The organism is Paraburkholderia sp. D1E, from assembly GCF_052682275.1.
Map to the genome: position 1 here is coordinate 2,290,347 of NZ_JBQYMB010000001.1, position 14,684 is coordinate 2,305,030.

13 protein-coding genes are annotated in these 14,684 nt (G+C 60.9%); 5 read left to right on the forward strand and 8 right to left on the reverse strand.

Annotated features, from left to right (window positions below):
* Nucleotides 1-232: 232 nt before the first annotated feature.
* Nucleotides 233-1,309, forward strand: coding sequence for a Rieske 2Fe-2S domain-containing protein (locus ACUN0E_RS10445; protein ID WP_408228027.1), 1,077 nt, complete (start codon nt 233-235; stop codon nt 1,307-1,309).
* A gap of 158 nt (nt 1,310-1,467) precedes the next feature.
* Here the strand turns inward: ACUN0E_RS10445 and ACUN0E_RS10450 are convergent, their stop codons facing one another.
* The 8 genes from ACUN0E_RS10450 to ACUN0E_RS10485 form a co-directional block, all read right to left on the reverse strand.
* The gene (locus ACUN0E_RS10450) at nt 1,468-2,460 is read right to left on the reverse strand and encodes a tyrosine-protein phosphatase (protein ID WP_445566516.1); all 993 of its coding nucleotides are present in this window, start codon (nt 2,458-2,460) and stop codon (nt 1,468-1,470) included.
* Between the two features lie 861 nt (nt 2,461-3,321).
* A complete protein-coding gene (locus ACUN0E_RS10455; RefSeq protein ID WP_445566517.1) occupies nt 3,322-4,638 on the reverse strand; it encodes an IS701 family transposase in 1,317 nt (438 codons plus the stop codon).
* A 133-nt stretch (nt 4,639-4,771) separates the two neighbouring features.
* Nucleotides 4,772-5,803 (reverse strand): 4-hydroxy-2-oxovalerate aldolase, encoded by a 1,032-nt coding sequence (gene dmpG / locus ACUN0E_RS10460; RefSeq protein WP_408519868.1) that lies wholly within the window; start codon nt 5,801-5,803, stop codon nt 4,772-4,774.
* A 10-nt stretch (nt 5,804-5,813) separates the two neighbouring features.
* Nucleotides 5,814-6,713 (reverse strand): acetaldehyde dehydrogenase (acetylating), encoded by a 900-nt coding sequence (locus ACUN0E_RS10465; protein ID WP_408484279.1) that lies wholly within the window; start codon nt 6,711-6,713, stop codon nt 5,814-5,816.
* Between the two features lie 34 nt (nt 6,714-6,747).
* Nucleotides 6,748-7,530: a 2-oxopent-4-enoate hydratase gene (gene dmpE / locus ACUN0E_RS10470; protein WP_445566518.1), complete on the reverse strand. Its 783-nt coding sequence runs from the start codon at nt 7,528-7,530 to the stop codon at nt 6,748-6,750.
* A gap of 84 nt (nt 7,531-7,614) precedes the next feature.
* A complete protein-coding gene (locus tag ACUN0E_RS10475; RefSeq protein WP_408484283.1) occupies nt 7,615-9,006 on the reverse strand; it encodes a DUF1329 domain-containing protein in 1,392 nt (463 codons plus the stop codon).
* Between the two features lie 100 nt (nt 9,007-9,106).
* Nucleotides 9,107-10,696, reverse strand: coding sequence for a DUF1302 domain-containing protein (locus tag ACUN0E_RS10480; RefSeq protein WP_408340506.1), 1,590 nt, complete (start codon nt 10,694-10,696; stop codon nt 9,107-9,109).
* Between the two features lie 129 nt (nt 10,697-10,825).
* On the reverse strand, nt 10,826-11,710 hold the full coding sequence (locus tag ACUN0E_RS10485) for an SDR family oxidoreductase (protein WP_445566519.1): 885 nt from the start codon (nt 11,708-11,710) through the stop codon (nt 10,826-10,828).
* 243 nt (nt 11,711-11,953) lie between these two features.
* On the opposite strand from ACUN0E_RS10485, the gene ACUN0E_RS10490 reads away from it, so the two are divergent.
* The 4 genes from ACUN0E_RS10490 to ACUN0E_RS10505 all read left to right on the forward strand — a co-directional run bounded on the left by ACUN0E_RS10490 (nt 11,954) and on the right by ACUN0E_RS10505 (nt 14,619).
* Complete coding sequence (locus ACUN0E_RS10490; protein ID WP_445570415.1) at nt 11,954-12,778, forward strand: alpha/beta fold hydrolase; 825 nt, start codon at nt 11,954-11,956, stop codon at nt 12,776-12,778.
* Nucleotides 12,779-12,893: 115 nt separating this feature from the next.
* Nucleotides 12,894-13,679 (forward strand): SDR family NAD(P)-dependent oxidoreductase, encoded by a 786-nt coding sequence (locus ACUN0E_RS10495; RefSeq protein WP_408228051.1) that lies wholly within the window; start codon nt 12,894-12,896, stop codon nt 13,677-13,679.
* An 8-nt stretch (nt 13,680-13,687) separates the two neighbouring features.
* Complete coding sequence (locus ACUN0E_RS10500) at nt 13,688-14,080, forward strand: nuclear transport factor 2 family protein (protein ID WP_445566520.1); 393 nt, start codon at nt 13,688-13,690, stop codon at nt 14,078-14,080.
* A 17-nt stretch (nt 14,081-14,097) separates the two neighbouring features.
* Nucleotides 14,098-14,619: a phenylacetic acid degradation protein PaaY gene (locus tag ACUN0E_RS10505; protein ID WP_445566521.1), complete on the forward strand. Its 522-nt coding sequence runs from the start codon at nt 14,098-14,100 to the stop codon at nt 14,617-14,619.
* Nucleotides 14,620-14,684 lie beyond the last annotated feature (65 nt).

Below are 14,684 nucleotides of genomic sequence, written 5' to 3' on the forward strand. Positions count from 1 at the left end.
GCACCCGTGCGCGGCACTGCATCGACTTCCGGCGAAGTCGAACCGGCTGCGCTTGAGCATGGCAATCCGGGGCACTAACGGGTAGCTGAAGTCCCTAGTCCGTCGGGACGATGAAAGCGGTGCGCGCCACGTCTATCGTCAGGCGTGAGCGCGAAGGTCTGCGCGCTTCGAAAGAACACTGACGACGGCGGCTGGTCCGAAGCGCCGCCTTTTCCATTGGAGGAGATAAGAGATGTCCGCACGTCCATACAAAATTGAATCGCAGCCACTGGTGCAGCGTTACGCCCGCGGTTGGCATTGCCTCGGTCCGGCGAGCGAATACAAAGACGGCAAGCCGCACACGTTGAACATATTTGGTCAACGCCTTGCTGCGTTCATGGATTCGCAGGGGCGCGTGAACGTGGTGGATGGTTTTTGCCCGCATATGGGCGGCGATCTGAGCACCGGCCGCGTGGACGGCGACACGCTGGTGTGTCCGTTTCACGGCTGGCAATGGGACGGTGACGGTAATTGCCAGTCAATCCCCTACTGCAAGCGGATTCCGCCGAAAGCCAAAATTGGCACGTGGCAGACTCGCGAGCAGAATCAACTGCTGTTCATCTGGCACGATCCCGAGGGCAATCCGCCGTCCGAAGAGGTGACGATTCCCCGTATCGACGCGTGTTTCTCCGACGAATGGTCGGATTGGGTAGTCGACAAGATGGTGATCGGTACCAACTGTCGCGAACTGGTCGACAACATTTCGGACATGGCGCACTTTGGAACCGTGCACGGCGCGCCAATCGATTACTTTGCGAATCTGTTCGAAGGACACAAGGCCACGCAACTACTGGTTGGCCGCAGCGAACGCCTTGGCGATGACGTGCTGATCGCGCTGTCCACTTACTTTGGCCCGGCGTATCACATCACCGAGATGACGGGGCAGAGCGGCGGCCATCCGATTCATTCGATTCTGTTGAACTGCCATGTGCCGATCGACATGAACAGTTTCGAACTGCGTTACGGCGTGATGGTGAAGAAGGTCCCTGGCTTGTCGGACGAGCAGAACATGGAGATTGCGCGCGCGTATTCGGCGCAGGCGCAGGCCGCGTTTTATGAGGACGTGGCGATCTGGGACACGAAGACGCGAATCGACAATCCGCTCTTGTGCGAGGGCGATGGACCGCTGTATCAGATGCGCGACTGGTACTCGCAGTTTTACGTCGACACCGCGGATGTGAGGCCTTCGAGTACGGCGAGAAAGGTTGTGGAAATCAAGGTGCGCGAGGGCGCGGTGCCGCCACCGTTGCGACATGTATTCGAGGGGTAACGAAACGAAGCAAAGGCGGTGCATGGACCGCCTTCAGACTGCCGGTCAACCCCACGTTCTTCGGAGCGTGGGGTTTTGTTCTTCAGGTAAGACGAATCGTGCCGTGGGGCGCGCCGCACCGTGCGCGGGAGGCCAGAAATGCCGTGCCTTTTATGGGCTCAGGGATTCGCAGTGACGGACGGCGTTGCCTCGAGATAATTCTGGCGAATTTTCGCCGTATTCACGTGGAGGACGTCGACGAGGTAGTGCTGCATGCCGCCGTATTGCTGATCGATGACTTCCATTGCCGCGCCAATGTAGTCGGGATCGACGGCCAGCAGTGGCGCCAGCACGTCGGGCGCGATGCCGATCTTTTGCAGTTGCGCGGTTGCTTGTGCGTTACCTGTCGCGTTATAGCGGTTCGATTCCAGGTAGTTGGCAATCACGGTTGCACGATCGACGCCTAGCGCGGACAGCAGCAGGACGGTGGCGAACCCCGTGCGGTCTTTACCTGCGGTGCAGTGATAGAGGATGGTTTTGTCTTCTTCCGCCAGCTTCAGAAAACGGCCGAATTGCGGTTGGTAGTCGCTGGGAAATTGCCTGTAAAGCGAGACCATGAATTGATGCATCTGCGCTGGAGTGGAGCGCTTGAGCATTGGAATGATCGCTTCGGGCGAGAGGTTTCCAGCTAGCACCGGGTCGGCTTGCCAGGGGAATTGGGAGGCGAAGGCCTGTTCGGCGGGTTTCTTTTCGCTTGCAGCGCGGAAGTCCAGCACGACGTCCAGGTGCATTGCCTTGAGTTTTTCGATGTCGGCCGGTGTGGCGAAGGCCGGGTTGCCACTACGGTAGAGGCGGCCGGGTTGGATTTGCTGGCCATCTGGTGTTGTCAGGCCCGCCAGGTCGCGGGTGTTCTGGATTTTTTCCATCTGGATGTAGGTGTCGGTTTGTTTGCCTTCGGCGGTGGGTTGTGCTGTTGCTGTTAGGGCTATTGCTGATAGCAGGGCAGCTATTGCTGCCGGTCTATATGGGTTGTGTTTCATGGTTGTGTTTTTGAGGTTTGTAGTTTGGTTGATTTTGGTTGCCTGCGCGGCGCTTTCCTGTCTGCCTATGGCGTTGGCCTTTCCTTGATTTGTTATCGGTTTATTAGCGTCGCCCCTGTGCGGGGCAGGCACCTACTTTTCTTTGCCTGCTGCAAAGAAAAGTAGGCAAAAGAAAGCAGCTCACACCGCTAGCGCATAATCGGGTCCCCCGCACAGTCGCGGTAGTGGTGCATCTGGAATCTGTGTTTTCGCACATTCTGCGTCAGTGACAAGGGCGTCATACTTCCGGCGGCGCTGCGCGCGCCGAAGCCTGTTTACCGAACCGTCTGCTTGTTTTTGCGCCTGCCGTCAGATCTGCGCAATGGTTCATCGTCTCACGCGCTACGGGGTACCGACGCCTCACTCGAAGATCGGGTTTGAACTACCATGCACTTGCGCATCTCATGGCCAGGTAACCGGACATTACGTCGCGCCGAGGCGAAGCCAATGGCACTCGCTGCTCGCAAACGAAGCCTCTGGTTTCCCGTCTCGCGTTGTTCTCATCGAGGCGAAACCGATGGCGCTCGCCGTTCGCAAATGAAGCACTGGTTTCCCGTGTAGCGCTATTCTTGGCGAGGCGAAGCGGATGGCACCCACCACGCCAGAACAGGGCCTCATGCTTTCGATGAACTGTTCCGGCGAGCACGTAGTGCGAGGCGGGAAGCATGACGGCCTTGTCACTGACGCGGAGTGTGCGAGAACACAGATTCCAGATGCACCACTACCGCGACTGTGCGGGGGACCCGCTTATGCGCTAGCGGTGTGAGCTGCTTTCTTTTGCCTACTTTTCTTTGCAGCAGGCAAAGAAAAGTAGGTGCCTGCCCCGCACAGGGGCGAACGCTAATAGACCACTAATCTTACTGTGTCACATATTCTCCAGGCCACCGCTGCAATGAATGGTGCAAGCGTTGCGTGAGCCGTAGTCCGAGCAAGATACGCAACGTAGTGATGGAGTCAGGAACGTGACGTTGTGCGCGCTGGACTGCCGCGTGCGATGTAATCCGCGGGAAGCGCAGGCAGCGCGCGTTCAATGAAGTTTTTTTTATCGCCGCTACCTGATCCCATCCTGAGTCTTTGGGCCATCAGAAACCCATATGCGGCGATACTCAGCGTGGCGTGGTGGTGAAAGCCGCGCCAGCCGCGACCTTCGTAGTGGCCCAGTCCGAACTCCTGCTTCAGGTCCTGATAATCGCGCTCGATACGCCAGCGCATCCTGGTCACCAATACGAGTTGTTCAAGTGTCGCCTCCCCGGGAGCGGTACTGAGAAAGTACTTGAGCGGCTCTGTATCTCCCTCGGGCCATTCGACGAGTAGCCACTCTTCAGCGCGCTGGGTACTGCGCCAATAGTCCTGATGAGCGGGACGAACCCGCACGGCGGCAAAGCGTGAGGAGAGTGCCGCGTTGCTGCCTTCTCTCCAGCTTATGGTCTGCCAGGCATTCGCGGGTAATTGCATGGCCAGCGCCTTGAGCGCTTGTGGTTCGTGGCCGGGCGCACGACGCAGCAGTGTAGGTGGCTTGCCACGCCCACTCCATGGCCTGGGCGGCAACGGTGCCGTACCCCGTGCCCATACTGAGGTGCCCGGGCGAATCCCCACGGCGTATAACAAACCCAGTTCGCTTATCCCTTCCCGAAAGGCCGTTTCATCACCATATCCTGCATCGGCCAGCACGATACCCGGCACAATCCCGGATGCAATCGCTTCGCGCAGTTGGGTCAGTGCAATCTGTGGTTTGGTTGCGAAGGCCTGATCGTCAGGAATGCCCGCACGACGGGCACGGTCCCGATCGTCAATCCATTCCTTGGGGACATACAGTTGCCAGGCGATTGGCAGGCTGCCGCGTTGCGTCGCGATCGATAAACTCACTGCGACCTGACAGTTATCCTGTTTGCCGAGCTGGCCACAGTACTGCCGTGCAACGCCCACCGAATGGCGGCCCTTCTTTGGAAAACCCGTGTCGTCAATAATCCAGTAATAGCCGGCCTCTTCAGCGGCATGCGCGCCTAGCCAGGGCATCACCCACTCGCGCACCCTCTGCATGATCGCCTTGTCGGACCACTCGGCCTTGGCAACAAAGTGGTGGAGCGACTGATGCTTCGCACTGGCATGAAGCGGATCGATATGCGCGGCCATCGGTTCGACGCTCTTGCGTGACAGTGGCATCACCAGACCGGAACAGTAGCCTTTAAGGCCGGCGTGGCGATTAGCGTGCCCTAACTCCTGTGCCAGATGGTCGAGATACGCGTCAAAATTATCGAGATCGTCTGTCATTGCGATACCCCGTAGTCGCGATTACTTCATACTACCAGGTATCGCTTTTAGTTGACACAGTAAGACTAAGAAAGCAAGGAAAGGCCAACACCATAAAAACACAGACAAGCGCCGCGCAGGCAAAAAAACCAAATTACACCAAAACCCCCCGCTCCCGAGCAAGCGTCAACGCCGTATCTTCAATCATATCCTCCTGCCCACCGACAAGCCGCTGCCTCCCCATCTCAACAAGAATATCCCGCGCCGGAACCCGATACTTCGCTTCAGCCCGCTTGGCAAACAACAAAAACGACGAATAAACACCAACATACCCAAGCGTCAACGCATCGCGATCAATCCGAATAGGCGCATCCATAATCGGCAGCACAAGATCCTCGGCAACATCCGAAATCCCGAAAACATCAACGCCAGTCTCAATCCCCATCCGCTCGCACACGGCGATAAAAACTTCCATCGGCGTATTTCCCGCGCCGGCGCCAAGCCCCGCAGCAGCCGCATCGATACGATTGGCCCCGGCAGCAATAGCCGCAATCGAATTGGCGACACCCATCGCAAGATTGTGATGCCCATGAAAACCCAGCTCGGTTTCGGACTTCAACGCAGCGCGAACGAGACCAATGCGCGCGGTCACATCGTCGGGCAGCATATAACCGGCCGAGTCGGTGATGTAGATGCAGTTCGCACCATACGATTCCATCAACTTCGCCTGGCTGACAAGTTGCTCGGGCGGCGACATGTGCGCCATCATCAGAAAGCCGACCGTATCCATCTCCAGCTTGCGCGCGAGACCAATGTGCTGCTCGGATACGTCTGCTTCGGTGCAGTGCGTCGCCACACGGATCGTATGAACGCCGAGCTCGTGCGCCATGCGCAAATGCTCGACCGTGCCGATGCCCGGCAGCAACAGGGCAGAGACCTTGGCCTGCTTTACTTCGGCAATCACGGCGCTCAGATAGGCTTCGTCGGTATGCGCCGGAAAACCATAATTGACCGATGCGCCGCCCAGGCCGTCGCCGTGGGTCACTTCGATCAAGGGCACGCCGGCAGCGTCGAGTCCGCGCGCAATCGAGCACATCTGGTCAAGCGAAATCTGATGACGCTTGGGATGCATGCCGTCACGCAATGTCATGTCGTGTACGGTAATTCGGGTTCCTGCTAAAGACATAGTCGGCTCCTCACGCGGTGGCGGGCGATGCGGCAAGCATCTGTTGGGCAAACAGTTCGGCGGTGCGGGCGGCGGCTGCGGTCATGATGTCGAGATTGCCGGCATATTTCGGCAGGTAGTCGCCGAGTCCTTCAACTTCCATGAACACGGACACGCGGCGGCCATCGAACACCGGGCCATTTTTCAACGTATACCCAGGCACGTATTGGCGTACTTCGTCGATCATTGCGTGCACCGAGGCCGTAATCGCTTCGATATCCGGATCGGTTTCAGTCAGGCAATGGATCGTGTCGCGCATGATCAGCGGCGGTTCGGCCGGATTGATCACGATGATCGCCTTGCCTACCGCCGCCCCGCCGATCTGTTCGATCGCGCGTGACGTGGTGCGCGTGAACTCGTCGATGTTCTTGCGCGTGCCGGGACCGACCGAACGCGACGACACAGTCGCGACGATTTCGCCATACACCACGCGCTGCACGCGCGACACTGCGTACACCATCGGAATCGTGGCCTGGCCGCCGCACGTGACCATGTTGACGTTCATGGCCTGCTGGTCGATCTGCGCAGCGAGGTTGACCGGTGGCACGCAGAACGGGCCGATTGCAGCGGGCGTCAGGTCGATCACGCGTACGCCACGCGCGGTCAGTTTGTCGGAGTGCTCGCGGTGCACGTATGCAGAGGTCGCGTCGAAGACGATGCGGATATCGTCGGCGGCAAGATGCGGCAGCAAGCCGTCAATGCCGTCAGCGGTCGTCTTCAGTCCCATTTCGCGGGCGCGTGCGAGGCCGTCGGAGTCCGGGTCGACGCCGACCATCCAGACGGGTTCGAGCACCGCGCTGCGGCGCAATTTGTACAGCAGATCGGTGCCGATATTGCCGGGCCCGATCAACGCGCATTTGATCTTGCTCATTCAATGCATCCTCAAGGAAAAGACAGTCAAACGGTCAGATGAAGCGCACGGAACAACTGCCGATGCCTTCAATCCGCATGTGCAACTGGTCGCCACACGCAACGGGAATCAATGCCGCCAGCGAACCCGACAGCACGACTTCTCCGGCGAGCAGCGGCACGCCGAGTTCGCCCAGCGTGTTCGCGAGCCATGCGACTGCATCGGCTGGGTGACCCAGCGCGGCAGCGCCGAGCCCTTCCGCTACGCGCGTGCCGTTCTTGTCGAGGGTCATGCGGCAAGCGGCGAGATCGAGCGAGTCAGGTGCGACGCGTTCATCGCCTAGCACGTAGACGCCGCATGACGCGTTGTCGGCCACCGTGTCGCCGATGCGGATCGCCCAGTCGCGGATGCGCGAATCGACAATCTCGAAGCACGCGCCGACTGCTTCCGTCGCGGCAAGCACGGCGTCCCGGGTGACGCCCGGGCCGCGCAAATCGTGCTTCAGATAAAACGCTATTTCGCCTTCCGCGCGCGGCGCGATCAGCTTCGCGATCGGGATGTCCTCGCCGGCGACGTAGTGCATGCCGGAAAGCAGCACGCCGAAGTCGGGTTGGCGTACGTCGAGCATGTCCTGCACGGCCTGGCTCGTCACGCCGATCTTCTTGCCGACGATGGTTTCACCCGCTTCGATGCGGCGAGCGACGAAGTGTTGCTGCACACGGTAGGCGTCGGCGAGCGACAAACCGCCGGCGCGCGCCGAGAACGGTGCAATCGGCGCTTGTTCGCGCCATGCGTGGTAAAGCTCGTCGCCGAGTGTGGCGTGAAGTGTCGAAGTCATGGCGAGCGAAAATAGAAAGAGTAAAGCGCCGGGGCAGAGTCTGAGCTCGTCCCCGGCTTTGGATCTAACAGAGACGCAGCGAAATCAGTTGCCCGCGCCGCGAATCGCGTCGGGCGAGAAAAACGCTTCGGTCATTTGCGAGCCACGTGTGAGCACCGGCATCGGTTCCTGATTCGCCAGACGGTCCGCGTAATAGGCGCCCGAGATCAGGTCGTGATAGAACACAGCAGTCGAGTAGAACGATTTGGCGTCGTATGCATACAGCGTCGGGGCGAAGTTGGTGCGCCACAGCGTGCCGCGGGCGTCGTAGTTGTCGGCGGCGACTGCGTTCCACGTGTCCTCGTCGAGATACAGCACCCGTTTCGCGTATTGATGGCGATAGCCGGACTTGAGCGTGGCCTGCAACACCCACACGCGGTGCAGTTCGAAGCGCATGTACTGCGTGTTCTCATGGCCCTTGGTCAGCAGATCGGTGTATTTGATCGACGGGTCCATCAGCTTGTAGTTGTCATACGGCACATACACTTCGCGTTTGCCGATGATCTTCCAGTCGTAACGCTCGCCCGAACCGTTGAAGAGGCGATCATCGTCGACGGTGCGAAAGCCACCGGGCCCTTCGGGCTGGTCGAAGCCGAACTCAGGCGCCTGGCGCACGCGTCGCGTGCCCGGGTTATACGACCAGGTGCGGCGGGTGTCGGAGCCCTCCTGATCCCACATCTCATAGCCGGTGATGATCGTGCCGCGATCGGAAAGCGGCAGCATGGTGGTCTGACGGAAGAAGCTCTTCGCGTTCAGTGCGTTCTTCGGATCGAAATGCTCCGCGCTGCGCGGCCCGTAAATCGCGTATTGCACCTTGCCCCATGCGATATTGCCGTCCGGGTAGACCACGGCCTGGTCGTAGGTCGCGGTTTCGCCTTCGATCGCCGACGCAAAACGCAGATCCCACATCGCCTCGACGCCACTTTTCGGCACCGGGAACGGCGTGACCGGCGGGAAATCCTTCAGGCCGTTCTGGTCTTTCGTCATCGTGGTGTTGGGCGCGTACAGGCGGATGTTCTTGTACACGGTGTCGCCATAGCTGAAATCACGGTGGCTCGGATAGACGGGAATCTTGAAGCTGTCCGGATACTTCTTGAGCAGGGCCTTCTCGCCGTCGGTGAGACGCGCGTCGTATTGCTGCATGTTTTGTGCGGTGATCACGAACAGCGGCTTCTCGTTCGCATACGGATCGGGGAAGCGCTGGCCCGGCTTGTAGTCGACGCCCGGCGGCGTGCCGACCCATTTGCCGCTCCAGGCGGGGATCGTGCCATCGGCGTTGCCCGCGCGCTCGGCGCCCATCGGCGTGAGCGGGCCTTCGAGTTTGGCGAGATCTTCCGGGCTGGTTTTGGCGAACGACGGGGCGCCTTGTGCGGCGGCGAGCGCGGCACCTGCCGCGAGCACGCAGACACGCAATACGGGATTGAAAATTCGACTCATGACCAAATCCTCTTGCAGTAAAAAGACGGCTGATTCAAAGGGTGATGCATGCTGCAAAGCGCCTGAAGCACAAGGCGCTCAACAAGCTCGGTGCGCAGCATCAGAACGAGTAAGTCGCGGTAGCGAGCACGTAGTCGCGATCCGCGAGCGGGCGATTGGTCGGGTCCGGGCTGCCGAGGAATTTCGCGTAGACGAGGGCGAGTTTCAGGTTGCTCAGACGCGTGAAGTTCACGCCGACGGTGACGCGGTGGTCGCCCACGCCGGTCATCGAACCGAGCGCGCCGGCAAGCGCCGACTTGCCGGTGAAATCGTCGGCATAGGTGATCGGCACGTCGACGTCCCAGCCGTTGAAGACGTTCTTGTAGCTGAGCGTCCATGCCACTTCGAAGGCGGCGGAATTACGCGTGTTGGCGATCGTCGACGAGCCGAGTAGCGGCGTGATGTTGCCGGCGTGCACGTACGAGACTTCGCCGACCAGGGTTTGCGAGGCGGCGAGGAACGTCGGTCCGATCGAATAGATCGCGGAGAGATTCGACTGCCAGACGTCGCCACGTGTCGATTGCGCACCGGCAGGGGTGTTCACCAGCACGGCGGCGCCTTGCCGATAGGACGTTTCGCCGGCCACGTTCACGCCGTTCAGGTCGGTTGAAAAACTCAGGCCGGTGAGTTTGATGTTGTCGAAGTACTTCTGCTGGTACTCAAGCGTGGGAAAGTAGGTCGTCACGACACTCGGATTCATGTCGTTGTAGTGCAGGTAGTACGCACCGATTTCGGTGTCGCCGAATACGCGCCAGCGTGCGCCGAGACCCCATTGACCGCTGTTGCCCGGGCGAATGTCGGGACCGCGCGGAATCTGCATGCCGCCCGGTCCGATAATGTATTCGGCACCGGGGCCGACCACGTCCGAGTAGCTCATATAGCTGCCCGGCGCGCTCAGCTGATTCGGCTGGAAGGAAAACTGGTAGTAGCCGAGCAGGCTGAAGTTCGGCGCGATCTGCCACTGCGTCGAAATTTGCGGAACCGGCAACAGGACGTCTTTCACCTCGGCGCCGGCGACGAACGATTTGGTGGCGTCTGCGGGGCCCTGCGCACCGGCAATGTTCGGGAAGAACACGCTCTCGCCCCAGGCCACCACCTGATCGCCAACCTTCACGTTCAGACTGGTGCCACCCAGCTTGAACGTGTTGTAGACGTAAGCCGCGAGCAGTTGGGTGCGCCCGCCAGCCCAGTAATTTGCCTGTTCGGTGAAGTTGTTGTAGACGCCGCTGTGATTCACCGTGCCGGGTGCGTCGTTGTAGTTCGAGTGCTGATACGCCTGGTCGTAGAACGTGTCGGCTCGCACGAAAACACCCCAGTCGTCGTGCTTGAGGTTCACTTCGCCGAGCAGGCTCACCTGATTCTCGATCAGCTTGTTCTTCGCGAAGTTGCGGTCGCCGTCATCGCCGTTGATGTTCTCCGGCGTCAGCAGATTGCCGCTCGGCGCGCGCGTGCGCATCCCCAGGCCGTAGCCGAGCGTGAAGGTGTAATCGAGCGTGGTGTCCACGCCGAGATTGACGGTGTCGCCCGCGTAAGCCGGCGTGGCGAACGTCGTCATCGTTGCTGCCGACGCCGCTGTCAGCACGGCGAGTCTGCATGCCGCGCACACCGCGCGCAGCGCTGGTGCGCGCTCTTGTGTTCTGTTGATCTGCATCCTGTCTCCTCTGTGGTCACGTCTGAAATTTGTTGTGATCAGAGGTTAGGGGGCACGTGCGGCGCGAGAATCGTCAAAACGGACTAGTCGCTTGCCCCAGGGAAGCGAGGTGTGCGCGTGCGAAAGTGTCTAGGACTTCGTGGCGAACGCCTTGTGCAGATCGGTGGCCGCGAGAAAGGCGGGCACTTCGCCACCGCCTTCGAGGATCAGGTTGCTGCCCGATGCATAGGCGGCGTGCGATGAGGCGAGGAACAGGCACGCGGACGCGATATCGCCGGGTTTGGCAAGACGGCCTGCGGGAATCGTCGCGGCGATGTTGTCGAGTGCAGCCTGTTCTTCTGCCGGGGATGTGCCCGTGTGGCCGCTAGTGGCCGCTTCGGTTTCGACGAGACTCGGGCTCACCGCGCACACGCGAACTTTGGGCGCCCATTCCACCGCGAGCGAGCGCACGGCATTCAGCAGGCCGGCTTTCGCTGCGCCATAAGCCGCGGTTCCCGGCGACGCCCGCAAACCGCTCACGCTGCCGATGAACAGCAAGACGCCACCTTCTGGTTGCTGTTGCATCAGCGCATTCGCACGTTGTGCGATTTGCAGCGGCGCCAGCAGGTTCAGACGGATGACCGCTTCGGTGAAGCGCGGCGAAGCTTGCGCGGCGAGTGCGAACGGGGCGCCCCCCGCGTTGCTGACGCGCACATCGAGCCGGCCGGCTTCGCGTTCGATCTGCGCGAGGAGGGCGTCGATTGCGTCGATGTCGCGCACATCCGCGGCAATGAAGCGGGGGGCTTTCTCAGGAAGACCTTTGTGCAAGTCCTTGCGCGAACCCGTGGAAGAACCCGCGCGGAAGCCATCATGCAAGCCCGGCTCTGCGCTCACAGCCACGCTCGCAGTCGGCGTGCGTCCGCACACGTACACCGTTGCCCCAGCATCGTTGAACGCTTGCGCGATAGCCGCGCCGATCCCTTTGGTGCCGCCCGTTACCAGCACCACCTTGCCGCTGAAATCGAACCCTGTCATTGCCGCTATCTCTCTCTGTTCATGTGGGGCCGATGGTAGGAGAAATGCAGCTTTGCCTCGTAGTCTGAAAAGACGATGCCCCGCTGTGGATTCGAAGGGATGATGTTTTCGCTGGCGACCCTCACACAATCTGCCGCGCCGAAGAGCGCGGCGCGAGACAGGAGACAAGCGCGCATGAACGCAACGCCCACCGAATCCCAACACGCCGACGCGCATAGTAAGTCCGGCAGCGCGCCGCCGACCATGCAGGCGCCCAAGGGGGTTTTCACGGAAGTCCCCGGCGGCCTGACACTGCATCACTTTGAAGCCGGCAGCGGCGCGCCTGTTGTATTCATCCATGGCAGCGGCCCTGGCGCGAGCGGCTTCAGCAACTTCAGGCATAACTATCCGCAGTTCGCCGCGGCGGGTCACCGGGTGATCGTGGTCGATCTGCCGGGTTACGGCGCATCGTCGAAACCCGCGGACGTGAATTACACGCTCGACTTCTTCGTTAGCGCGTTGCGCGCGCAGCTCACTGCGAACGGCATCGGCCGGGCGACCTTGCTCGGCAATTCGCTCGGTGGCGCGATCGCGTTGCAATACGCGCTCGACTATCCCGACGACGTCGACAGCCTGATCATGATGGCGCCGGGCGGCGTCGAGGAGCGCGAGACCTACTTCAAAATGGAGGGCATCCAGAAGATGGTGTCGCTCTTCACGAACTGTCAGATGAACCGCCTCACGATGCGGCAATTGCTCGAACTGCTGGTGTTCGATCGCAGCCTCGTCACCGACGCGCTGGTTGAAGAGCGTCTCTCCGTGTGCGAGCAGCAGCCGCCGGAAGTGCTTTCGACAATGCGCGTACCCAATCTGACGGAACGGCTCGGCGAACTCAAATGCCCCGTGCTGGGTTTCTGGGGCACGGACGACCGCTTCAATCCGGTCAGCGGCGCGATGCGTTTTCTCGAACACTGCGCCGACGCGCGCTTTGTACTGATGAATCGCTGTGGCCACTGGGTGATGGTCGAGCATCGGCGGTATTTCAATCGCGAATGTCTGGAATTTCTCGCGGAGCGGCGCGCCGCTTGAGGCATGCTTCGGGTGCGGCGCGCCGGGCATGATCGGCGTGTCGGGCGCGGCAGACGCAAGGCTGCGCGGCGCAGAAACCCCAACTACAACCTAACTACAACATTACGGAGACGGTATGACATTTCCCCATCAACTGTTCGACATGAGCGGCAAAGTGACCGCCATCACGGGCGGCGCACGCGGCATTGGAGCGCAGACAGCGCGCACCCTGGCGGCGGCCGGTTCCGCGATCGCGGTGCTCGACGTGCTGACCGAACAGGGCGAGCAACTGGTCGCCGAAATCAACGAGTCGGGTGGCCGCGCGGCGTTCTGGAAGATGGACGTCACGCAGGAAGACAACGTGCAGCGCGTGTTCGGCGAAATCGCCACGCGCTTTGGACGGCTCGACGCGCTGGTGAACAACGCGGGTATCGAAGGCGCGAATCTGCCCACGCACGAAATGACGCTGCAGCAATGGCAGAAGGTCATCGACGTCAATGTGACGGGCGTATTCCTCTGCACCAAGTACGCGATTCCGCACCTGCTGACGGCGGGCGGCGGCTCAATCGTGAATCTGTCGTCGATGTATGGGCTGGTCGGTGGCCCGGACGTGCCGGCGTATCACGCCTCGAAGGGTGCGGTGCGGCTGATGGCGAAGACCGACGCAATGCTGTACGCCACGCAGAATATCCGTGCGAATTCCGTGCATCCCGGCTTCATCCGCACGCCGTTGCTGGAAGAGGCATTCGAAAAACTCGGCGACCCGGAGCAGATTTTCGCGCATATGAAAACGCTGGTGCCGCTCGCGAAGATCGGCGATCCGCAGGATATCGCGGCAGGCATTCTCTATCTGGTGTCGCCGGCCGGCCGCTATGTGACGGGCACGGAGCTGGTGATCGACGGCGGCTATACCGCGCGCTAGGAGGAAGGATGAACACCAGTGAAAACATGAAGGCGCGCCTCGTCGACTATATCGAGGCATTCAATGCGGCCGACGCTGCACGTGTCGTGGCGTTGTTTGCCGATAACGCGAGCGTCGAAGACCCGGTCGGCACGCCGCTAAAAGAGGGTAAAAGCGAGATCGAAACCTTCTATACGTATGCGACGTCGCTTGGCGCCCGGCTAGAGTTGATGGCGCCGCCACGCGGCTCGCACGGCAATAGCGCGTCGATCAGCTTTCGCGTGCATATCGCGGCGCAAGACGGCCGGCCCGCGCATATCGACGTGACCGACGTGATGGATTTCGATGCCGCTGGCAAGATTCTGCGCATGCGCGCGTACTGGGGCGCGGACGACTACCACGTGCTCGCAGACGCGAACTGAACCGGGACGGCGACGCCATGGCGTTCTACGAGTTCAACGGCAAGCGGCCGCGCGTCGACCCGTCGGCTTATGTTCATCCGAGTGCTGTGCTGATCGGTGACGTGACGGTGGACGCCTGCTGTTACATCGGCCCCCATGCGAGCTTGCGTGGGGATTTCGGCGCGGTAGTGGTGGAGCGCGGCAGCAACGTGCAGGACAGTTGTGTGCTGCATACCGGCGTGGCGAATAGCTGCTGGCTTGGCGTCGACAGTCATATTGGGCACAGCGCGATCATTCACGGCGCGACTTTGGAGCCGAACACGATGGTCGGCATGCATGCTGTTGTGATGGACGGCGTCGTGCTCGGCGCGGCGAGCATCGTGGCCGCTTGCGCGTTCGTCAAGAAGGACTGGCGGGTGCCCGCGGGCGTGCTGGTGGCCGGGGTGCCCGGGCGCGTGGTGCGTGCACTGAGCGAAGACGAGATCGTGGCGAAATCGTCCGGAACCCGGATTTACCAGCAACTCGCGGCGGATTGCCTGCGCACCATGCGCAGTGTTTGAGGTTCGACGCCGCGCATGATGCGGCGTTGCTGCGGCCGGCTCGACATGCGCACCGGCCGCAGCGC